The 19,334-nt window shown below is 48.5% G+C and carries 24 protein-coding genes and 1 pseudogene; 19 read left to right on the top strand and 6 right to left on the bottom strand.

Annotated elements, in window-relative coordinates; translation table 11 throughout:
- Window positions 1–22 precede the first annotated feature (22 nt).
- Window positions 23–343, bottom strand: a complete 321-nt coding sequence (locus ACJ2PR_RS26095) for a hypothetical protein (RefSeq protein WP_446879143.1) — start codon at window positions 341–343, stop codon at window positions 23–25.
- A gap of 24 nt (window positions 344–367) precedes the next feature.
- Between ACJ2PR_RS26095 and ACJ2PR_RS26090 the strand changes: the two genes are divergently transcribed.
- Window positions 368–1,156, top strand: coding sequence for an ABC transporter ATP-binding protein (locus ACJ2PR_RS26090; protein WP_446860950.1), 789 nt, complete (start codon window positions 368–370; stop codon window positions 1,154–1,156).
- Between the two features lie 4 nt (window positions 1,157–1,160).
- Window positions 1,161–1,877 (top strand): ABC transporter ATP-binding protein, encoded by a 717-nt coding sequence (locus ACJ2PR_RS26085; protein WP_446879142.1) that lies wholly within the window; start codon window positions 1,161–1,163, stop codon window positions 1,875–1,877.
- 90 nt (window positions 1,878–1,967) lie between these two features.
- Here ACJ2PR_RS26085 and ACJ2PR_RS26080 read toward each other — a convergent pair whose 3' ends face one another.
- A complete protein-coding gene (locus ACJ2PR_RS26080) occupies window positions 1,968–2,126 on the bottom strand; it encodes a hypothetical protein (protein ID WP_446860952.1) in 159 nt (52 codons plus the stop codon).
- Between the two features lie 336 nt (window positions 2,127–2,462).
- Here ACJ2PR_RS26080 and ACJ2PR_RS26075 point away from each other — a divergent pair, with 336 nt between their 5' ends.
- Both ACJ2PR_RS26075 and ACJ2PR_RS26070 read left to right on the top strand, forming a co-directional pair.
- A complete protein-coding gene (locus tag ACJ2PR_RS26075) occupies window positions 2,463–2,945 on the top strand; it encodes a hypothetical protein (protein WP_446879141.1) in 483 nt (160 codons plus the stop codon).
- A 288-nt stretch (window positions 2,946–3,233) separates the two neighbouring features.
- Window positions 3,234–3,968, top strand: coding sequence for a hypothetical protein (locus ACJ2PR_RS26070; RefSeq protein ID WP_446879140.1), 735 nt, complete (start codon window positions 3,234–3,236; stop codon window positions 3,966–3,968).
- A 381-nt stretch (window positions 3,969–4,349) separates the two neighbouring features.
- Here ACJ2PR_RS26070 and ACJ2PR_RS26065 read toward each other — a convergent pair whose 3' ends face one another.
- A complete protein-coding gene (locus ACJ2PR_RS26065) occupies window positions 4,350–5,804 on the bottom strand; it encodes a hypothetical protein (RefSeq protein WP_446879139.1) in 1,455 nt (484 codons plus the stop codon).
- Window positions 5,805–6,016: 212 nt separating this feature from the next.
- Here ACJ2PR_RS26065 and ACJ2PR_RS26060 point away from each other — a divergent pair, with 212 nt between their 5' ends.
- The 3 genes from ACJ2PR_RS26060 to ACJ2PR_RS26050 all read left to right on the top strand — a co-directional run bounded on the left by ACJ2PR_RS26060 (window position 6,017) and on the right by ACJ2PR_RS26050 (window position 8,546).
- The gene (locus ACJ2PR_RS26060; RefSeq protein WP_446879138.1) at window positions 6,017–7,027 is read left to right on the top strand and encodes a WD40 repeat domain-containing protein; all 1,011 of its coding nucleotides are present in this window, start codon (window positions 6,017–6,019) and stop codon (window positions 7,025–7,027) included.
- A gap of 194 nt (window positions 7,028–7,221) precedes the next feature.
- The gene (locus ACJ2PR_RS26055) at window positions 7,222–7,923 is read left to right on the top strand and encodes a DUF4230 domain-containing protein (protein ID WP_446879137.1); all 702 of its coding nucleotides are present in this window, start codon (window positions 7,222–7,224) and stop codon (window positions 7,921–7,923) included.
- A 443-nt stretch (window positions 7,924–8,366) separates the two neighbouring features.
- Window positions 8,367–8,546: a replication restart DNA helicase PriA gene (locus ACJ2PR_RS26050; protein ID WP_446860958.1), complete on the top strand. Its 180-nt coding sequence runs from the start codon at window positions 8,367–8,369 to the stop codon at window positions 8,544–8,546.
- Window positions 8,547–8,649: 103 nt separating this feature from the next.
- On the opposite strand, the gene ACJ2PR_RS26045 is transcribed toward ACJ2PR_RS26050, so the two are convergent.
- Window positions 8,650–9,297, bottom strand: a complete 648-nt coding sequence (locus ACJ2PR_RS26045; protein ID WP_446879136.1) for a 2OG-Fe(II) oxygenase — start codon at window positions 9,295–9,297, stop codon at window positions 8,650–8,652.
- Window positions 9,298–9,484: 187 nt separating this feature from the next.
- Between ACJ2PR_RS26045 and ACJ2PR_RS26040 the strand changes: the two genes are divergently transcribed.
- From ACJ2PR_RS26040 to ACJ2PR_RS26025, 4 genes are all read left to right on the top strand, one after another.
- Complete coding sequence (locus tag ACJ2PR_RS26040; protein WP_446860960.1) at window positions 9,485–9,790, top strand: RNA recognition motif domain-containing protein; 306 nt, start codon at window positions 9,485–9,487, stop codon at window positions 9,788–9,790.
- 144 nt (window positions 9,791–9,934) lie between these two features.
- Window positions 9,935–10,123: a 30S ribosomal protein S21 gene (gene rpsU / locus ACJ2PR_RS26035; RefSeq protein WP_446860961.1), complete on the top strand. Its 189-nt coding sequence runs from the start codon at window positions 9,935–9,937 to the stop codon at window positions 10,121–10,123.
- 77 nt (window positions 10,124–10,200) lie between these two features.
- Window positions 10,201–10,575: a pentapeptide repeat-containing protein gene (locus ACJ2PR_RS26030; RefSeq protein ID WP_446860962.1), complete on the top strand. Its 375-nt coding sequence runs from the start codon at window positions 10,201–10,203 to the stop codon at window positions 10,573–10,575.
- An 81-nt stretch (window positions 10,576–10,656) separates the two neighbouring features.
- Entirely contained in the window at window positions 10,657–11,199 is a 543-nt protein-coding gene (locus tag ACJ2PR_RS26025; protein ID WP_446879149.1) for an aldo/keto reductase, read from the top strand.
- Here the strand turns inward: ACJ2PR_RS26025 and rlmN are convergent.
- On the bottom strand, window positions 11,102–12,148 hold the full coding sequence (rlmN, locus tag ACJ2PR_RS26020) for a 23S rRNA (adenine(2503)-C(2))-methyltransferase RlmN (protein WP_446879135.1): 1,047 nt from the start codon (window positions 12,146–12,148) through the stop codon (window positions 11,102–11,104). The two genes, ACJ2PR_RS26025 and rlmN, sit on opposite strands and share 98 nt — an antisense overlap.
- A gap of 145 nt (window positions 12,149–12,293) precedes the next feature.
- Between rlmN and ACJ2PR_RS26015 the strand changes: the two genes are divergently transcribed.
- From ACJ2PR_RS26015 to ACJ2PR_RS25985, 7 genes and pseudogenes are all read left to right on the top strand, one after another.
- Window positions 12,294–13,043, top strand: coding sequence for an ABC transporter ATP-binding protein (locus ACJ2PR_RS26015; RefSeq protein ID WP_446879134.1), 750 nt, complete (start codon window positions 12,294–12,296; stop codon window positions 13,041–13,043).
- 263 nt (window positions 13,044–13,306) lie between these two features.
- Window positions 13,307–13,693 (top strand): Spx/MgsR family RNA polymerase-binding regulatory protein, encoded by a 387-nt coding sequence (locus ACJ2PR_RS26010; protein ID WP_446860965.1) that lies wholly within the window; start codon window positions 13,307–13,309, stop codon window positions 13,691–13,693.
- Between the two features lie 36 nt (window positions 13,694–13,729).
- Window positions 13,730–14,134, top strand: coding sequence for a hypothetical protein (locus tag ACJ2PR_RS26005; protein ID WP_446860966.1), 405 nt, complete (start codon window positions 13,730–13,732; stop codon window positions 14,132–14,134).
- Window positions 14,135–14,232: 98 nt separating this feature from the next.
- Window positions 14,233–14,901: a nitroreductase family protein gene (locus tag ACJ2PR_RS26000; protein ID WP_446879133.1), complete on the top strand. Its 669-nt coding sequence runs from the start codon at window positions 14,233–14,235 to the stop codon at window positions 14,899–14,901.
- Between the two features lie 57 nt (window positions 14,902–14,958).
- Complete coding sequence (locus ACJ2PR_RS25995) at window positions 14,959–15,684, top strand: SDR family oxidoreductase (RefSeq protein WP_446879132.1); 726 nt, start codon at window positions 14,959–14,961, stop codon at window positions 15,682–15,684.
- A 38-nt stretch (window positions 15,685–15,722) separates the two neighbouring features.
- Window positions 15,723–16,756, top strand: a pseudogene (locus ACJ2PR_RS25990) (aldo/keto reductase).
- A 25-nt stretch (window positions 16,757–16,781) separates the two neighbouring features.
- A complete protein-coding gene (locus tag ACJ2PR_RS25985; protein WP_446879131.1) occupies window positions 16,782–17,753 on the top strand; it encodes a catalase family protein in 972 nt (323 codons plus the stop codon).
- 14 nt (window positions 17,754–17,767) lie between these two features.
- Here the strand turns inward: ACJ2PR_RS25985 and ACJ2PR_RS25980 are convergent, their stop codons facing one another.
- Complete coding sequence (locus ACJ2PR_RS25980; protein WP_446879130.1) at window positions 17,768–19,045, bottom strand: cytochrome P450; 1,278 nt, start codon at window positions 19,043–19,045, stop codon at window positions 17,768–17,770.
- A gap of 95 nt (window positions 19,046–19,140) precedes the next feature.
- Here ACJ2PR_RS25980 and ACJ2PR_RS25975 point away from each other — a divergent pair.
- A partial coding sequence (locus ACJ2PR_RS25975; RefSeq protein WP_446879129.1) for a hypothetical protein occupies window positions 19,141–19,334 on the top strand: 194 nt, incomplete at its 3' end.

The following is a 19,334-nucleotide window of genomic DNA, read 5'->3' as shown; positions in this document are numbered from 1 at the left end:
AGAATTACAGCAGATTTCAGGTTTATATTGTTGCTGGGTCTGTCCCCCAATATTCGCAGTATTCTGATAGGGTCGCATCCGGGTGTTGCTCTACGATCAAGGCTAACTGAGCCTCACAGCCTGCTAACTCACGCTTCATCCCTCCCCCTTGCTTCCTTGGGTTGAGATGTCCTTCGACTTGTTGTTTGAGCATCTTCTGCACAAAAGCTTTAGTGACCTCAAATTGAGCCGCTATCTTCCGAACCGAGGAGCCGCCCGCTTGATTGCACAGACTTAAAACCTGCTGTATTTGTGCGAATGCTAGAAAGATTCGTCGATCGCAGGTTGTCGATCTTTGAGACAATCCTTTCAAGGTTAGAATTCACCAATGTCTCACTCTATTGCTGCCCGATCGCCTCATCCAGTTTTACAAGCAAAAGCCTTGACTCGTCGCTTTGGGGGATTAGTCGCGGTTAATCAAGTTTCTTTTAGCGTTAACACAGGCGAAATTTTCGGACTCATTGGCCCCAATGGCGCGGGCAAAACGACGTTGTTTAATCTGGTGACGGGGCTGGTTGAGCCATCTAGTGGACAAATGCTTTATCAAGGAACCGATATTTCTCGCCTGCGACCCCATCAGATCGCCCAAAAAGGAGTGGCCAGAACCTTTCAAAATATTCGCTTATTCTCAGACCTGTCGGCTCTAGAAAATGTCATGATTGCTCGACATATTCACACCCAAAGCGGACTTTTTCGAGGGGTATTGGGGCTGTCACCTGGGCCGCGAGAAGAACAGCAAACGCGATCGCGAGCCAGCGAATTGTTGAATCTAGTCGGACTGAGCGATCGTGCCCAAGAAAAAGCCTGCAATTTTCCCTATGGCGATCAGCGTCGGCTAGAAATCGCCCGTGCTTTGGCGCTAGAACCCTCCGTCTTGCTGCTCGACGAACCTGCTGCGGGAATGAATCCGCCCGAAAAGCAACAGTTGAGTGACTTTATTCGCACGATTCGGGATCAGTTTGATTTGACAATCTTGCTGATCGAGCATCATGTGCCGCTGGTGATGGGGCTGTGCGATCGCATTGCGGTTCTCGATTTTGGGCAACTCATTGCGCTGGGCGATCCGGCGGAGGTCAAGCACGATCCGGCAGTGATCGAGGCTTATCTGGGAGGATGAACGGATGGAAAATCTGCCGCTTTTAGAGATTCAAAACCTGAGCGTTTGGTATGGCGCAATTCAAGCACTGCAAGCGATCGATCTGACCATCTACCCTGGAGAAGTGGTCACGCTACTTGGCGCAAATGGAGCTGGAAAAAGCACCACACTGAGAGCCATTTCGCGCGTCGTCAACCCGCGTCAGGGCAGCATTCTCTATCACCGTCAAGAAATTACGCGGCGGCAGCCTCACGAAGTCGTCAAACTAGGAATTGCTCACAGTCCAGAAGGGCGAAGGGTTTTGACTCGTCAAACGGTGTTGGATAACTTGGAGTTAGGGGCTTATAGTCGAGCCGATCGCCTGGGCATCAAGTCAGACATTGAGCAGCAGTTTTTACAGTTTCCACGATTAGCCGAGCGCAAAAATCAGCTTGCAGGCACCTTGAGCGGCGGAGAACAGCAGATGTTGGCGATCGCTCGTGCCCTGATGAGTCGTCCTAAGCTGTTGCTTTTAGATGAACCGAGTTTAGGATTGGCCCCAGCGATCGTGCGAGAAATTTTCTCTATCATTCAAAACCTAAGAACCACAGGAATGACAATTCTCTTAGTCGAACAAAATGCTAATCTCGCGCTACAAATCGCCGATCAAGGTTACGTGTTAGAAGCTGGCTGCATCACCCTATCAGGGTGCGCTGAAGACTTGTTGAGCAACGATCGCATTAGACAAGCCTACCTGGGATAGTTTTTAGCCGTCGTAAGTTCAACTATCCAGGTAGCTGTCTTTCGGCAGACCTTTCGATTTCAAGCTCGATCGTCCCTCCAAAGCACTCTTTTACTCACCAAAGCACCAGGCGAATCCGATCAAAATTCCCAATCCTGTTAGCCAAAGGGGAACTTTTAGCGCAAAAACAAATTCTAAAGGAACTAGAACCAAAATTTGAGCAAGCGACAATCCTGCCAAGAGAACCACAACTAAACCGACTAAAGGCATCGTTCTTGTTTTGCTGAAGAATGACTTTGATCATAGATCGTATCAAAACACCAAAGCTGTCTGATGATCAGTCAGAGGTCTTTTTAGTTGTAGCAACCCTTCGTTTTTAATGCTCATTTGCTCAAGCTGGTTTAACTCTGAACGCTAAGTAGTTTCTCCGGAGCTATTTTCTACTTTGCGTAGTATTTATATTATTTCTATGTGAAATAAACACGGATAGAACTGTTAAGAGCAGTAAACTAAAAATAGCTAAGTTCAGAAAAAAGTACGGGCAAAAAGCCCACCTCAATAGACCATTCAAGCAATTTGTAAAACTTTTAGTGTGTGAGATAGTTGATGATGATAAATTTGGCTAAAAATCGATTTAAGTGGAGCAGTATCTTAGCAGGACTCGTTACCTTGGGAGCCGTTCCTGTTGGGGCACAACCCGCAAATTTTGGCACTCTAACACTCAATTCCGAAACTCGATCGGGAGTTTTGTCAGGCTCTACAGGAGGCTCAACTTCGCTGCCTGCGATCGTCAGCAATCGCGATCGTAATAATAATACATGCCTGGGATTTGCTGACCCCAAACCGGATCACACATTGGTATTACAACAGCCTTTTTCTCGACTGAAGTTGAGTATTAACAATGGAGGAAATGACACCACGATCGTCGTTTCTGGCCCTAATAACACTATCCGCTGTAGCAGTGATTCTGATAGTAAAGATGCCAACCTCGAAGATACGGATTGGCAACCAGGCACTTATCGAGTTTGGGTCGGCTCGATCGAATCCGGTAACCGACGCAACTATCGACTAACTGTGCAGGGAAATTAGACCTAAAGCTTGTCGATTGCACATCAAGCCCACTCCTCGTCTACTCAAGTAAGGCGGGGACTTCTAGATTGAAGCACTTTTGAAACTTAAGCTAAGATCCCATTGCTTCCCCCAAAAGGCACAGGTTTTGTCGATTGAAACATCTCTTAAAGTAGACTGCCAAAGCATACCTGACGTGACTCTTGATAGAGCGAAAACTAGCGTGAGCACACTACATTCAGATTAAGGAATGAATCAGTTCGTGTAGGTTGATTCTGCCCTCAATCTTTCACTTGTGGAGCGCAAAATATGACTGGGATTTTGGTAGATGCAAGTAGACTAAATCGTTTGACAACTGAGGAGTTAAAAAACGAAATTTTAGCGCTCACACACGATCGAGATGCTGACCCCTTAAACGAGAAAGTTCTGTTTCACAAAAACGAATTGTCTCCTTATTTTGAGGAATTGAGCCAAAGAAATCCTTATCCGATCGCTGCCGAACAAATCCCCGTCGTGTTGGGCGTGTGGACTCCCTACTGGTCAACCATTCCCTTTCATGATGCTTTGCCAGGTCGCATTCACGACGCTTCTTATCAGATTTTTGGCAACCGGGGCTACTATGGCAACATTGCTCGCTATGCGCCAGGTCATCAAGTCAAATTGCTCAATCGATTCTCTTCTTTTCTAGCGGCTTACGACTTTATGGTGCTGCAAAAGTTTGAGGTTAGAGAAGGGGAATGGTACATCCAAAATGTGGGAATCGAGCAGGCTTTCAAACGAAGAGAAGCGCCTTTGACAATCGAGAAAGCTGAAGAGTGGTTTAACACGGTTGTCGAGTCTCGTCTAAGCAATCAAAAAACAGAACTTCCTGAAACGCTGAAGTTAGAAAACTTAGACAAAAACACGGTCAAAAAGTTTGAAAAGACTTACCTGGCAACGCCAAAGTTTGAACATCTTTATGTAGATCACGACTTTCGCTTAGTGAAAACGCAGCGTGAAGCTAAACAAAGACCGTCTTATACGATCGCTATTCGTAGAAAATGAGATATGGCCGTCCTAACTCAGTTGTAAGAATTTTGAAATAGTCCGTTTTTAGTGACTCGCTCTTAGCCATTGACAGAGGGCTAACCACTAAAGGACAATCACAGAATTTTCAGGCATTGCTGAATCGTGGGATGAATTGCCTCAAAGTGGAGGGAAAATCAATGTTCAAAGTCCCTCACTTGTGGGGGATTTAGGGGGCGAAAAGATTGACACTTCCCACGTATTCATCCCTCCAATCAGCAACGCCAATTTTCACAACTCAAAAGGGATAGCAATATTTTTCACAACTCAAAAGGGATAGCGATATTCACGAATTTGGATGCAGAATGATCGCTTCAGAAAATAGCTTTGATCTTCTGTGAGGTTCCTTGAAAGGAAAACTTAGTGATTGCTAATTTTGACGATCGCCCCCTGCTCAGATGGGTATCGATTTTGGCTTGCACTTTTGAGCAGGTTGACTCCTAAAATAAGCACCGTAACAGGAATGCCGATCGACACCAATCCCTTCAAACTGGCGTGCCCTTGTAGTAAGTATTGAGCGCTACTCGAAAGCCCAAACGCCAGACTCGTCAACCCAAACAAGCGAGCAGCAGGAATCAGAGCAGCAATCGTCAACACGATCGAGGCATACCAAGGCATCAACCAGGGCGTCGCGAACAACAACAAAACGAGCGTGACCCAGCCAATATCCTCGGTTAGATGCAGCGGTGTGTCCTCCCAGCGTCGGCAACTTCGCCAAAGTATCCAGGCATAAAACCCCGCAAATCCTGCGAGAGTCACCCGGACAACTCCCAGAAGAATAACCTGCTGTTGGGCAAGCGTCAGCGTTTCAGGAGAAAAAATTCTCACGAGATCTAGCGCAAACTTAGCGATCGTATGCAGCGACGACTGATATTGGCCAGCGACACCCGGATTAAGCAAACTGCTCCAGGCTTGAATTTCAGGAAAGGCAGTTACCGATAACAAGGCGATCAAGACTATTGAGAACACCATTGCGTTAATTAAGGCTTGCCAACGACGCTGACGAATCAAAAAAACAGCTACCAGAGGCATCCAAACTAATGGAATGGTTTTGGAGAGAAAGCCCGCCCACAATGCCACAAAGCTTCCCCAATAGTGCTGTCGCAGCAGACTGACTGCTAACACAATTAGACTCGTAGACACCAAAACATCTACGTGTGCAGAAGCAATCTGCTCCATCAACAATAGGGGGTTGATTAAGTAAGCGATCGTGACTTTATCGCAGCTCAAATTTCCTTGAGAATTCATCGGCAACGATCGCCAAATTAAATAGCCGTTGAGAATATGAAATCCCAAACAGATCGCCTTGAAACTGTAAACGCTGAGAATCGGATCGAGCGATAAAACTGCGGCCGATAGTGTAAAAAAGAACTGAGAAACAGGCCCATAGGTCGAAGTTTGTCCCCAATCCACAAAGGGAGACAATTCGGATACAAACACCCCAGCCCTCACCAAAAATGGGTTGGCATGACTCAGATTCATCAGCCCTGCATGGAGGTAAAGATAGACATCATTCCCCAGCGGATAAGCGATAAAAGCGAGTAAAAGAAAAGTGGCCGCCTTTCGCAACAGGGTGAAGAAATGAGAGGGAGTCGTCGATCGCGAGTCGTCAAACAACCAGATTAGATAGAGAACCGCCAGCACAAGATAGGTGCCTCCGATCTCAATTTGGTTGGCCAGGCTCGAAAAAGTCGCAAATTTCTTTCCACCCGCCAAAATGTAGTGAAACTTATCTAACCCCAGATTAACGAGAGCAACGCTCAAATAAGTCGCGCAGAATAAAGCACTCGCCGTCAATATTCCTGCTTTCTTCACGTAGTTTTTTGAATAATTTTATATAAATATAACATCGGCCAAAGTGACATAATCTGACCCGTGACAGAGGCTTATTTTTGCAGCAAATCGGTTAACTTTGGGAAGCGCAAAACGATCGATTACCATCGATGGTTTTTTGAGAAAGCGTCCATCCTCTAGTTACAGGGGCGATCGCTCAGATTCAGGTTCTTTTATTGAGAAATACGACAGACGTGCTTAAAAGACGTGGGTGGCTGATTTTAGGAGTCGTTGCAACGATCGCAGTTTTGACGGTTTCCTATTTCCTGTTGGGTCAAAGTATTGCTGCCCGTCTGCCCCAAAGCGTCTGTGTCTCTGCCTACGAAGCGGGAATTCTCTGTTATCGACAACCCAAACTACTCTTTAGTCAGAAAACCACGGCGATCGCCACCAGTCCCAATGGCAAGCTTTTGGCCAGCACCAGCGAATCGACCATCTATCTATGGGATTTGCAAACCGAACGGTTTACCACGCTCAAAGGGCACAAAGATTGGGTGAGCGCGATCGCGTTTAGTCCCGATGGTCAAATTTTGGCAAGCGCCAGCCTCGATCGCAGCGTCAAGTTGTGGAGCCTCAAAACGGGCGCACTTTTGGCGACCTTCTACACTGGGCGCGTCACTTGTCTCACTTTTAGTCCCGATGGTCGCACACTAGCGACGGGCAGCCGACTTTCTAAATGGGCAGATGGCTCCTACAGTCGGATGGGCGTACAGTTTTGGGATGTAGAAACTCGCCAATGGATCGATAGTCTGGGAGATCAGCCCGTGACCGCGATCGCCTACAGCCCCAACGGAACCCAACTCGCGATCGGAAATCGCAAAACTCAAATCTGGCAGCTAAAAACTCAAAAACTTTTGCACACCCTCAATTCAGGTGATTTGACAGCGCTACTCTTTACCCCTGATGGCGAAGCGTTACTAACGGGCAGCAGTCGCATCAAGCAGTGGGATGTCAGATCGGGAGACCTGACACACACGTTCTCTTCGGGCGCATCTGATCTGGCATTGAGTCCTGATGGCGTGACGCTGGCCACCGGAACGGGTGGAACCGTGCAACTCTGGCAGCTCGATAACGAACAACTCTCTGGTATTCTACGAGGCTCTTGGCACAGTAGCGTATCGGTCGAGTTTGGGCTAGGAGGGCGAACGATCGTCAGTAGTGGCAGTGACGGCATTCGAGTGTGGCGACCCGATGAAGAATTGTGATAGCTAGAAGGCTTTGATTTGGGCTTGGGACTCTAGATATTAAACCAAACAGCCTCAAAGTTTCTAACGTCTTCTAGCGTCCAAGGTCTAGCATCCATTGCTTAATCTCCACCAAATTCTACATCTCCACTTGACACTAAATCTCAGCCTAAACAGTTACAATGCCCTGTGATTGGCGTAAGAGGCACGAGAGAATGCGGCAAAAAGATCGCCAGAAACGGGGCACTCAAGGATTTGTGCGATTCAAAAATCTGGGGCTGATTGTGACGGGTAGCCTGCTAGTTGTGGGGACGATGACCGCGATCGGCGTTTTGCGATCGGGCGATCAGTTCTTTAGTAGAGTGAGCACGCTGTTTAGCAATCCTCAGCCTGAGCCGAAGGTAGAAGCGCGATCGGTTGTTATTCAGCAGATTCGAGATGCCAGCGAGTTGACGACCGCGGTCTTCACAATGGAAGCAGTTGTGCCAACACAGCAAGATGCGACAGTGGGCCGCTTTGTAGTGGGGACGACAAAACTTCTCTACATTGCTTACGGAGAGGTGCGGGCGGGCGTAGATCTGAGTGCTTTAAAGCCTGAAGATGTGCAGGTTGTGGGGCAAAGGTTGAAGTTAAGATTACCGCCGCCTCGTGTGTTAGACAGCAAAATTGACGTAAATCGCTCCAAAGTTTACGACTACAACCGGGGAGTTTTGGGGTTGGGGCCGGATGTCGCGCCTGTGCTGCAAGACCTGGCCCAGAAGGAAGCGCTCAAAAAAATTCAGGCAGCGGCGGTGACCGACGGAGTACTACAAAGAGCCAACGATCGAGCAAAACTGGTCGTCACCCAACTGGTCAAAGTGCCAGGAATTCAGGAAGTTGTCATTGAAACTCAGCAGCCAACTCTGAGCGATCGTTAAACTTAATGAGTCAAAAAATTTACTCAGTTCTGAGTGTATTGCATCTATTTAGAGAGTTTATACACTGAGTAATATTAAGGACTTTTCGATTCTAAGATTAAGTGTTTGTAGGTAGTCTTCCCGTTAAAAATTGAGAATTTCTTCAAATACCTGTTTTTTAGTCACTGGATTCTGAGAAGCGATCGTAAGATCATAAATTCAGGGATCACTCTATTGATAGGTGATCCCCAGGATTCTCCAATCTTAAAATTAATATAAACATTGCTGACACAAAGCATAAATACTTATCATAATAAAGAGGTCAACACAGAATAAACTTTCACGAAAGTCGCTCGACTAAGTAGTTTTAGATACATTTTTTGTTTTTGACAATTCAGATGGGTCATTTTTGGGTGAGATCGTCTTTCTCAAGTTCAAATTTTTGAAAATTGCTGAGGTTTAAAATGCAAACGGTACAAACAGTTCGATGTCCAAATTGTGGCAGTCACGCCGAGCGTCACCACCTCGAAAGTAATCACCTGACCCGTACTCAGTGCCCTACTTGTGATTATTTGATGATCACCTGCGCGAAGACGGGCAAAGTGATCGAAGCTTACGCCCCTGGGATCTATGCGCGGCGGTGAGGGAGAACTTCGATGATCTGTTTCCCCTTTGGGGGTAATCCGCTTCGCGAGGAGAGATGAGGGATGAAAGAGTGCTGTCCCTCTGCCTCTTGTTCTGTAACGTCTATGGTTCAGACTTCGGTTCAGACTTCGATCGCTTTGAGATACCCGCAGGCGATTGCTTTCCCACAGCTCTTGACTCTACTGTGAATTCGGGGATTTCTTGCAGTTCGGCATCACTCAAGCGGTACTGTTCACAAACCAAACTGAGCCGAGTTCCCGTGGATTTGACCGCATTGACCGAGTGAGTTAAGTCGCCCTGAAAATGGACAAGCTGATTGACTTGAGGTTTGATCTGCCCAACTTGTTGTTTATGACTTCGTAAGAGCAATTCTCCGCCCTGCAAGTCTGAAACTACCTGCACATAAAGAACGCTGACGATCGCAGGGGGCAGAATTGTCTTGCAATAAGACCGTAGGGAGCGATCGATATGAGGATCGACCCGTGACCCTTCTTTGAGAAGCAACGGATTGAGATAAAACGCATTGCAATCGGGCTGAAGCGCCAGGTCTAAATAAAGTTTGAAAAAGGGAAACATTCGCTCAACTTTTTCTTTTCCAGACTGTTGAAATACCACAGAAAATCCCTTTGTATTGACAAAATCACGATTCAAATTGTTAAGTGCAAAATAAGGACAAGCTGAAATTTCTCCACGAAGATCATTCAAGTAAGCAACCGGAAAGGCATTGGAGTGTTGGCGATAGTATTTCACAGCAATTCAATCAAGCGTTAAATGACAAAATGAGAGACGTTTACTTTTATTACATCTAGTTTATCAACCGTGTGATCCCTAATCTTGTGTTAGATTGTTGGTTAGGAATTATTTTCGGCCGTGTAATCCGTTTTTTAAGCGTTTCTCCGAATCTACTCTCTACATTCACTGATTCTGGAGATACTCCATGTCTATTTACGTTGGTAACCTTTCTTACGAGGTCACTCAAGACGATCTCACGCGGACTTTTGCTGAGTATGGCGATGTCAAACGTGTACAGCTTCCCACCGATCGTGAAACGGGTCGTCTGCGCGGCTTTGCATTTGTAGAAATGGGCACCGAGGCTGAAGAAACCGCAGCGATCGAAGCCCTTGATGGCGCTGAATGGATGGGCCGCGATCTCAAAGTCAACAAAGCCAAACCCCGCGAAGAAAGAGGATCTTCAGGTGGCGGAAGCTGGGGCAACAAAGGTGGTTCTTCTCGTCGTTATTAAGGATTAAGACCAAGAGCACTCTACTCTAAAGTCTTGGGGGTGGACGAAGAGTCTGCCCTTTTTTTATGGAGATGGGAGAGGTTAGATTTCGGATTTTGATTCGTGCCCTCTTACCCGGATCAGCCAACTTAATGAGGAAATCGGATGACCCAAGTGACTCCTGGTGAAAGTGAAGGGATTGAGTCCGTGTTACGCCGATTCAAACGAGAAGTTTCTAAAGCAGGCATCTTTCCAGACATGCGAAAACATCGACATTTTGAGACTCCGATCGAGAAGCGAAAACGCAAAACCCTCGCCATGCACAAACAACGTAAGCGGAAGTTTCGCTATTAGGTGATGGTCAAAAGGGCGGCTCTAAAATCTGATTCGCGAATCAAAATTCATCCTGCATTCCTCATCCCCAATTTCCTATGAACACCAAAGAATTCTTGAGTCGATATCACGCCGGACAACGAGACTTTAAAGACCTGAATTTGATGGCCGCAAATCTGAGAAATCTAAATTTGAGTGGCGTTAATTTGACTGGAGCAAACCTCACCAAAGCAAATTTGACTCGCACCAATTTAAGTCGAGCAAATCTCACAAATGCCATTTTGACCGGGACAAACTTAACCGAAACCAATTTAACTAAGGCAAACTTAACGAATGCTAATTTGAGTGATACCAATCTCAAGGATGCAAACCTAACTCAGGCTCATCTGCGCGGTGCCGTTATGCCAGAGGGTGAAAATTCTATGGTGAGCCAGGTGCAATCTTCCTTAATTGAGGACTCGATCGCCTATTGAGCGTCAGTTCGACAAAGGGGTTTCGCTTCGTTACCAGGCACTTCTGACTTCCAAGCCGCCAATTCTGGGAGACTAGCGAGCCTGAATACCGAACACATTGACCTACTCTGGCTACATGCCTGGGATTCCACAACGCCCGTCGAAGAAGTGATGCGTGCCTTTGATGATCTGGTGCGATCGGGCAAGATTTTTTACATTGGCATTTCGGATACGCCTGCATGGATTATTTCTCAAGCCAACACGATCGCGAATCTGCGCGGCTGGACTCCCTTTATCGGACTGCAAATCGAATATTCCCTCAAAGAACGCACACCCGAACGCGACTTGCTGCCAATGGCGCAGGCGTTTGATATTGGCGTGACGGCCTGGAGTCCTTTAGCGGGCGGACTTTTAACAGGCAAATACAACAAACCCGAACCTGCCGACGGACGCTTAAGCAATCCCAATATGTCTTCTCCGGTGAGCGAGCGCGATTTGAGCATTGCCCAAGAAGTGATTCACATCGCCGAAGCGATCGAGCGCGACTCTAACCGCCCGTCTTGGAGGCTCTCAACTGCCCACAGGCTGCGTCTGCTTCTAATCCACGGGGCCGCCGCACACTCACCGCAATATGTCGATTGTTGAGCGCATTGACGAAGGTTTGGATGCGACGCTGATCCGGTTTTTGATAGTCAACTTCACTGATTGGATTGTAAGGAATCAGATTGACGTGACTCTGGAAGCCTCGAAGGTGATCGGCAAGCTCGATCGCATGGTCTTCGCAGTCATTCAATCCCGCTAACAGAATGTATTCAAACGTGACGCGCCGCCCGGTGAGTTTGACATATTCGCGGCATTCATCAAGGAGCGCTTCTAGCGGATATTGGCGCGCGCTGGGAATCAACTGTTCGCGTAGCGCTTGATTGGAGGCATGAAGACTGACAGCAAGGGTCGCTTGCAGGTGATGGTCGGCGAGTCGTTGGATTCTACCGGGAATGCCGACGGTGGAAATGGTGATCAGCCGCTGACCGATGCCAATGTCTTCGTTAATCGATTTGACCGCACCCAAAACATTGTCGCTGTTGAGCAACGGTTCGCCCATGCCCATAAACACGACGTTGCTGACTCGCTGCTGAAACACTTCTTGCACCGTCAGCACTTGGTCAACAATTTCGTGACGTTCTAGATTGCGCGTAAAGCCGCCCTTGCCCGTCGCACAAAAGTCACACGCCATCGGACAACCCACCTGCGATGACACACAGACCGTCAGCCGCTTCTCAGTCGGAATGCCCACGGTTTCGACAATCTGCCCGTCGCGCAGTTGCAGCAAAAATTTGATCGTGCCGTCGAGAGCCTTCGCCTGATAGTGAATCTTGGAGCGCCCGATCGCATAGTCCGCCAAATTTTCGCGCCACTGTTTGGGGAACACAGAAATCTCCGTCAGCGATCGCGCCCCTTTTTGATAAATCCACTGGTGAAGCTGCCGCGATCGATAAGCGGGTTGTTGATGGTGCTGCACCCAATCGGTCAGTTCTGCAACGGATGCACCAACTAAGGGCTTGTAGCTGGCAGATGGCTCAATTTGCGGGATCACGGCGAGATCAAGATAAGGGGAATTCCTATTCTAAGCTGAGATTCGCGATCGACGGTTCCCAAATCGAGATGGGCTAAAGAAGGCGCGATCGAACTGACCAAATTTGCTTAAGATTTATGAAGGTTCAATCAGTGGAACGCTCAACATGACAGTGAAACCGGGGTCAAAGCCCTCTTCAAACTCATCAGAATCCTCTACGCCCACCGGGGGCGCTCTGGTACAAATCGAGAATCTCAGCAAAACCTTTCAAGAAGGGGAGATGCAAAGGACGGTTCTCAATCAGGTTAGTTTGACCTTTGAGCCGGGAGAATTTGTGGTGCTGCTGGGTCACAGTGGTAGTGGTAAAAGCACTCTGCTCAACCTGATTAGCGGCATCGATCAGCCATCGTCAGGGATTATCAAAGTGAATGGCGTTTCGGTGACTGAGCTAGACGAACGATCGCGCACTCTTCTACGTCGAGACCAAATCGGCTTTGTGTTTCAATTCTTTAATCTCATTCCGACGCTGACCGTTTTAGAGAATGTGACGCTGCCTCAAGAATTAGCGGGGCGATCGTCGCAGGTCGCTCAACAGTCGGCGATGAAGCTTTTAGAACAGGTCGAACTCGCCGATCGCAAAGACACCTTTCCAGACAAACTTTCTGGCGGACAACAACAGCGGGTGGCGATCGCGCGTGCTTTGGCGCACAGTCCCCTTTTGGTGCTGGCTGACGAACCCACCGGAAACCTCGACGAAGAAACCGGACAGCGCGTTTTAGAGATTCTGCTAGATCTGGTTCGTGCGACCAATAAGACGTTGGTAATGGCCACCCACAATCCTGACATTGCGCGACGAGCCGATCGGGTGCTCAGAGTTCAAGATGGGCAGTTGACAGTCACTCAAGCGGGCGATTAGCTTCGCAAGTTCCTTCAAATAAAACCGCTCACCAAAACGAAGTCTGCCCTCACAGACCAGAAAAGCGTTTTAACTTGTGTAGGTTTCGTGCTGATAGCCGCAAATTGATTGAACTTCTGGATTTATTGAATTCACCATCCTGAGAACGACTCTGAGAGAATGCTTTAACCTGCGAAGGCGGATTTTGTTCTAATTGCAAATTCATTCGCCCGGTTTAATTCAATCTTCGACCCTTGTTGAGAATCATCCATTCACACGAACTCATGACCCTGAAAGTTTACGGAATTCCGACTTGCAACACCTGCAAAAGAGCACTTAAATGGCTGCAAGAAAATGAGATCGCATTTGAATTTATCAACACCAAAAATCATCCACCCGATCGCGCACAAATCACAAACTGGGTACAAACCCTCGGCAGCAAACCCATGAGAAATACCTCTGGGCAATCTTATCGAGCGATCTCTTCGAGTTACCCGCAAGGGGTCGCAGACGACAAACAAACCTGGACAGATGACCAATGGATCGCCGCTTTTGCCCAAGATGCCATGTTGCTCAAACGCCCGTTGTTTGTCAGACAAGAGACTGCGCTGCTGGTCGGTTTTCCAGACAAATCAGAGCATTTGGAGAAGCTGACGCTTAAAAATTTATGACAAGATGAAGAAAGTTTTTGCGGGCAACACAGTCTGATGTCTTCAACTCCTTCATCGCTTGATTTACCCTTCCAACGACTCCGAGAACTGCGTCTGGCAATGCTGCACCTTCACAAAGCACTGCTCGACTCAGAACGGGTTGTCTATGAACAGTTTCACGGGCGCATCAAAACCAACGTCGAATTTTTTCAGCTTGTAACCGAGCACGAATGGTTTAATTGGCTGCGTCCCATTTCGCAACTGATCGTCAAAATCGACGAAGCCACCAGCGCCAAAGAACCGATGACGATCGCTCAAGCCAACCAACTGATCGACGAAGCCCGATCGCTCCTGCAACCGTCTCAAACAGGCACTCTGGGAGCGCGACAGCTTTATCGGGCCATTCAACGTGACCCCCAGGTGGCGATGCTGCAAGCTAAAGTTACCCAGTTGGTCAGCTAATTTTCTTTGGCAGGTTATCTAAAATTGTGAATTAATACTGGTGTAGACCCGATCGCATCTATCAGTCAGTTTCAACTCACAATCCCCTGGAGCAACTCATGAACCTTCCCACTTCTCAATCCGGCCCGCTTGATGTGGCGACCGCGATCGTTCAGCGTCGAGCTATCAAAAACTTTAAGCCAGACGAAATTCCTCCAGCCCTACTGCGTCAACTGGTAGACCTGACGATCGCCGCTCCGAGTAGTTTTAATCTACAAAGTTGGCGAATTGTGTTGGTGCAAGATGAGGCTCAAAAAGCCGCCCTGAGTGCCGCCTGTTGGGGACAACCTCAAATCACCCAAGCCCCTGTCACCTTTGTGTTTGCTGCTGACTCAGATGCCTGGAAAGAAGACCGGACAGCTTTCTACGAAACGGCGGTTCAACTCGGAAACTTGACTCCTCAAGCGGTGGAATATCTGCAAGACGCGATCCCACAGTTTCAGTCCGCCCTGGGCGAAAAGAACCGAGAGTACGCCGTCAAAGATGCCATGATCGCTGCAACGCATCTCGTTCTGGCAGCCCAAAGCTACGGGTTGGCGACCTGCTTTATGAACGGTTGGGTCGAAGATCAGGTCAAAGCGGTGATCGGGGCAGCCGACCAGCCCAACATCGCGATCGCCGTCGTCATCCCGGTTGGATTTGCCGCAGAACCCCGCAAAGATCCGGGTCGCTACCCCGTCAGTCACAATGTCTTTGTCGATCGCCTGAGCAACCCCTACGGCGGCTAAACCTGCTTCCGCTCGATCCTTTGTAGAATGGCTCCAAACGTCTCCGTGAGGAATGCTGTGTCTCTTGCAAATCAAAAAGTGGTGGTCATTGGGGCGAGTTCTGGAATTGGGCTGGCCGTCTCTCATGCGGTCGCCCGTGAAGGCGCAAACCTGGTCATGTGTAGCCGATCGTCAGAAACGCTCAATCAGGCAAAAGCGACCGTTCTCGGCAATGTCGAAAGCTTTGCAGTCGATATGACTCAGGAATCTGAGGTGGTTCAATTATTTACTCAGATTGGCACCCTCGATCATCTGGTGATTACAGCGGCCGCTAACGAACTTGACCGTCGAGGACGATTGACTGAGTTGACCACCGAGCAAGCACAGCGCAGTTTTGATAAATTTTGGGGCCACTTCTACGCAGCCAGATCCGCCGCTCCCAAACTCTCATCGAGTGGCTCGATCACTTTCTTTTCGGGGGTGTCTGCCTTCAAGCCAGCAAAAGAGGGAATGGCGGTTTTGGCCGCAGTAAATGGAGCGATCGCCACCCTGGGACGATCGCTGGCGGTTGAGTTGGCTCCCATTCGTGTAAATGTCGTGGCTCCTGGTGTCGTCGATACTGCCGTGTGGGATAGCCTTCCCGAAGCCGATTACAATTCTATGCTCACGTCTATGCAGCAGTCGCTTCCAGTGGGTCGAGTCGGGACGGCGGAAGACATTGCTCAAAGTGTTATTTATCTGATGACAAATCCTTATACGACTGGCGTTGTTTTACCAGTTGATGGTGGTTTATTGCTCATGTAGTCTGATCCATTCCTAAACTCATTACTTTAGAGGTCACGATGCGATACAAACTTTTGGGACACAGTGGTTTACGAGTTTCTGAACTCTGTCTCGGCACGATGACGTTTGGTGAAGATTGGGGGTGGGGCGGCTCGTACGAAGAAAGCCGAAAAATGTTTGATGCCTTTGGCGAAGCGGGCGGCAATTTTATCGATACCGCTAACCTGTACACGAATGGCACGAGCGAAAAATATGTCGGTGAATTTATCGCCAGCGATCGTGAAAAATGGGTCGTCGCGACCAAGTATTCGCTCAATATGGGCAACGCTGGAATGAACGCCGTTGGCAATCACCGCAAGAACATGGTGCAAGCCGTCGAAGCGAGTCTCAAGCGCCTAAATACCAACACATTGACCTACTCTGGCTACATGCCTGGGATTCCACAACGCCCGTCGAAGAAGTGATGCGTGCCTTTGATGATCTGGTGCGATCGGGCAAGATTTTTTACATTGGCATTTCGGATACGCCTGCATGGATTATTTCTCAAGCCAACACGATCGCGAATCTGCGCGGCTGGACTCCCTTTATCGGACTGCAAATCGAATATTCCCTCAAAGAACGCACACCCGAACGCGACTTGCTGCCAATGGCGCAGGCGTTTGATATTGGCGTGACGGCCTGGAGTCCTTTAGCGGGCGGACTTTTAACAGGCAAATACAACAAACCCGAACCTGCCGACGGACGCTTAAGCAATCCCAATATGTCTTCTCCGGTGAGCGAACGCGATTTGAGCATTGCCCAAGAAGTGATTCACATCGCCGAAGCGATCGAGCGAACCCCTTCACAAGTAGCGTTAAATTGGCTGATTCAGCAAAAGTTGGGAGTGATTCCGATCGTCGGGTCGCGCAAGCTTGATCAGCTTAAAGAAAATCTCGCCTGCACCGAGTTTCAGCTAACATCAGAACAGCTCCAACGATTGAATCAAGTCAGCGCGATCAAGTTAGGGTTTCCCCACGATTTTCTCAAAAGTCCGATGGTACAGGACTTTGCCTTTGGAGGAACCCTGGCAAAAATCGATAACCTGCGCGTTTAACCCCATTTACTTGAGGAAAAAGACGATGAGCGATCCGACCTCTGAATCCGTCATGACCGACGCAGTGTTGGCAGCCAATCTAAAAGCACAGCAAGAAAAAGGGCCTGACCTGCGGCAAGTTCACTCCAAAAGTCACGGCTGCGTCTGGGGAGAATTTACAGTGACAGAAACGCTACCAGACTCGCTCAAAGTCGGGATTTTTGCCAACGCTCAAACCTATCCCGCGTGGGTGCGATTTTCTAACGGATCGGAGCCTGAAAAACGGGGCAAACTGAAGAGCGATCGCGAACCCGATGCCCGCGGTCTGGCTATCAAACTGATGAATGTCGAAGGCGAAAAAGTTCTGGACGATGAAGAAAAAACGCAGGACTTTATTCTGTTAAATCATCCCGTTTTTTTTGTGCGAAATGTTCAGGGTTACATTGACCTGGCCAGAGCCAGCACCGATCCAGAAGTGGCCAAAGCAATGCAGCCCACGTTTGCAATTTTGCAGCAGATTGGCAGCAAGACGGTTACAAATCCGCTCCACATTGAATATTGGAGTACAACCCCCTATAAGCTCGGTAACCAAGCGATCAAATTCTCTGTAAAACCTCACACTTCAGACACAGGCGGCACGATACCCGATTCGGAAAACTATTTGCGTGAGGCAATGGTTGCCCATCTGAGTGAGCAAGATGCCCAGTTTGACTTCTTGGTACAACGATTTGTGGATGAGGAGAAAACGCCGATCGAAGACCCCATGCAAGAATGGAAAGCTGAAGATGCGCCCTACTTAAAGGTGGCGACGTTGAGAATTCCCAGTCAGGTGTTTGACTTTGAGGAGCGAAAGCGGTTAGACGAAGGGCTGTCTTTTTCACCGTGGCACACGCTGCCCGATCACGAACCCCTAGGCAGCGTCAATCTGGCTCGTAAGAAGATTTATCAGACGATCGCTCAAGCCCGTCGTGACACCATTCAGCAGCGCCTCAGAGAACCTTCTCCCCATAGCCAGTAGTTTGTGTGGGATCTTCAGCCCAATCGCTCAAATTTCACCTTGAGTCCATCTTTGGGGCGACGAGTGGGAATCAGCACCGCTTTGAGACTCTGATTGGGCGATAGTTTCCAGTGATAATTTCGCAAGAGGTGAGCGGCGACGAGTTTCATTTCAAGTTTGGCAAAGGCAAGTCCGATACAAATACGCGAACCGCCTCCAAACCCGATTAGACTAAAGGGCTTTTGTTTGGTGTTGTAAAAGCGATCGGGGTTAAATTGTTCTGGGTCAGGATACAGATCTGGCAAACGGTGAGTCAACAGAATCGAATATTGCGCCAGCCAGCCAGCCGGGACGTGATAGCCGTTAAATTCAAAGGGTTTGATCACACCTCGAAACCCGCCGCCTACAGGAGGATGCAGCCGTTCGATTTCATTAAAAACCTGATCCAGGTAGGGCATTTTGCTGATCTGCTCAACGGTCACATTTCCTGGTGGCTGCTCGTCTCTGGCTTGTTGCAAAACTTCGGGATGGCGACCAAGCTCTAGACAAAACCAGGTCAGCATCGAGGTGGTGGTTTCGTGACCTGCAAACAACAGCAGCATTGCCTGATCGCGAATTTCTTCTAGCGTCAAACAGTTTCCGTCTTCGTCGATCGCTCCGATCAACAAACTAAGCGCGTCATCGGTGGGGTTAGATCTGCGCTGTTCGATGACAGTGGTTAGATGGTCGAGCAATTTCTGACGAGCGGCGAGTCCCTTTCTGAGAGAACTTCCTGGCAGATTGCTTAAGCTAAATAAGCCATTCGTTAGTGTCGTAAAAAGCTGACTGAGGCGATCGCTTTCCTTTCCTGGATTGGTTCCCAAAAAGATTTGGCTGGCGATATCAAAGGTGAGCTTTTTGAATTCGTCGTACCATATGAATTCTTGCTGCTGCTCCCATTTTTGTAGATAGCGCTGAGTGATGTCATCCATGCTACAAAAGTATCGCGCCAGTGCTGCTCCATGAAAAGCTGGCATGATCAGTTTTCGATTGCGACGGTGTTCTTCGCCTTCTTGCACAAAGAGCGATCGACCCAGCAAACTCTTAAACGTATCGGGCCAGCCTTCTCGCCACGAAAAGTGATCAAAGTGACTCGACAGCAAAAATTCAACCGCCTCAGCACCCACCATAAACACAGTCGGTCTACCGATAATATGGCTTTTGAAAATTGGCCCATACTGCTGATAGCGTTTCTGCACAAAGTTAGGATCAAGGACGAATTGCAGCGTTTCGCCAATCAAAGGTAACCCAGTTTTTCCGGGGGGAAGAGGCATAAGTTGTCAGCTTCTTTGGAGAAGTACATAGACCATTAGACCATTAGACCTGAGTTGATCGCTGCTTTGAGCTTTTGAATTGCGGTGTGCTGAGTGTGTCCCTGCCCAACGATGCCATTTTCGAGACACCAGACCACCCAATAGCCTTGCCTCCTCGCCCTGCACTAACTACCCGCAGCAACGGCAGCAAACATTTCAACCGTTTTGATTTGAATTTCCTGGTCACCTTCGCTGGTGTTAATTTTGATCGGGGCTTGGCTCAAATGTCGATAAGGATTCCCTCAAACGG

It is taken from the genome of Phormidesmis sp. 146-33, from assembly GCF_052939515.1.
This window is presented reverse-complemented; position numbering and strand designations above follow the sequence as displayed.

Excerpts from the sequence above, each read along its gene's own strand:
- ACJ2PR_RS26030 (WP_446860962.1), top strand. The coding sequence starts at position 10,201 with ATGAACACCAAAGAATTCTTGAGTCGATATCACGCCGGACAACGAGAC.
- ACJ2PR_RS25985 (WP_446879131.1), top strand. The coding sequence starts at position 16,782 with ATGAGCGATCCGACCTCTGAATCCGTCATGACCGACGCAGTGTTGGCA.
- ACJ2PR_RS26010 (WP_446860965.1), top strand. The coding sequence starts at position 13,307 with ATGACCCTGAAAGTTTACGGAATTCCGACTTGCAACACCTGCAAAAGA.
- rpsU (WP_446860961.1), top strand. The coding sequence starts at position 9,935 with ATGACCCAAGTGACTCCTGGTGAAAGTGAAGGGATTGAGTCCGTGTTA.
- ACJ2PR_RS26040 (WP_446860960.1), top strand. The coding sequence starts at position 9,485 with ATGTCTATTTACGTTGGTAACCTTTCTTACGAGGTCACTCAAGACGAT.
- ACJ2PR_RS26070 (WP_446879140.1), top strand. The coding sequence starts at position 3,234 with ATGACTGGGATTTTGGTAGATGCAAGTAGACTAAATCGTTTGACAACT.
- ACJ2PR_RS26075 (WP_446879141.1), top strand. The coding sequence starts at position 2,463 with ATGATGATAAATTTGGCTAAAAATCGATTTAAGTGGAGCAGTATCTTA.
- ACJ2PR_RS25980 (WP_446879130.1), bottom strand. The coding sequence starts at position 19,045 with ATGCCTCTTCCCCCCGGAAAAACTGGGTTACCTTTGATTGGCGAAACG.
- ACJ2PR_RS26050 (WP_446860958.1), top strand. The coding sequence starts at position 8,367 with ATGCAAACGGTACAAACAGTTCGATGTCCAAATTGTGGCAGTCACGCC.
- ACJ2PR_RS26085 (WP_446879142.1), top strand. The coding sequence starts at position 1,161 with ATGGAAAATCTGCCGCTTTTAGAGATTCAAAACCTGAGCGTTTGGTAT.
- ACJ2PR_RS26005 (WP_446860966.1), top strand. The coding sequence starts at position 13,730 with ATGTCTTCAACTCCTTCATCGCTTGATTTACCCTTCCAACGACTCCGA.
- ACJ2PR_RS26015 (WP_446879134.1), top strand. The coding sequence starts at position 12,294 with ATGACAGTGAAACCGGGGTCAAAGCCCTCTTCAAACTCATCAGAATCC.
- ACJ2PR_RS26080 (WP_446860952.1), bottom strand. The coding sequence starts at position 2,126 with ATGCCTTTAGTCGGTTTAGTTGTGGTTCTCTTGGCAGGATTGTCGCTT.
- ACJ2PR_RS26000 (WP_446879133.1), top strand. The coding sequence starts at position 14,233 with ATGAACCTTCCCACTTCTCAATCCGGCCCGCTTGATGTGGCGACCGCG.
- ACJ2PR_RS26055 (WP_446879137.1), top strand. The coding sequence starts at position 7,222 with ATGCGGCAAAAAGATCGCCAGAAACGGGGCACTCAAGGATTTGTGCGA.
- ACJ2PR_RS26090 (WP_446860950.1), top strand. The coding sequence starts at position 368 with ATGTCTCACTCTATTGCTGCCCGATCGCCTCATCCAGTTTTACAAGCA.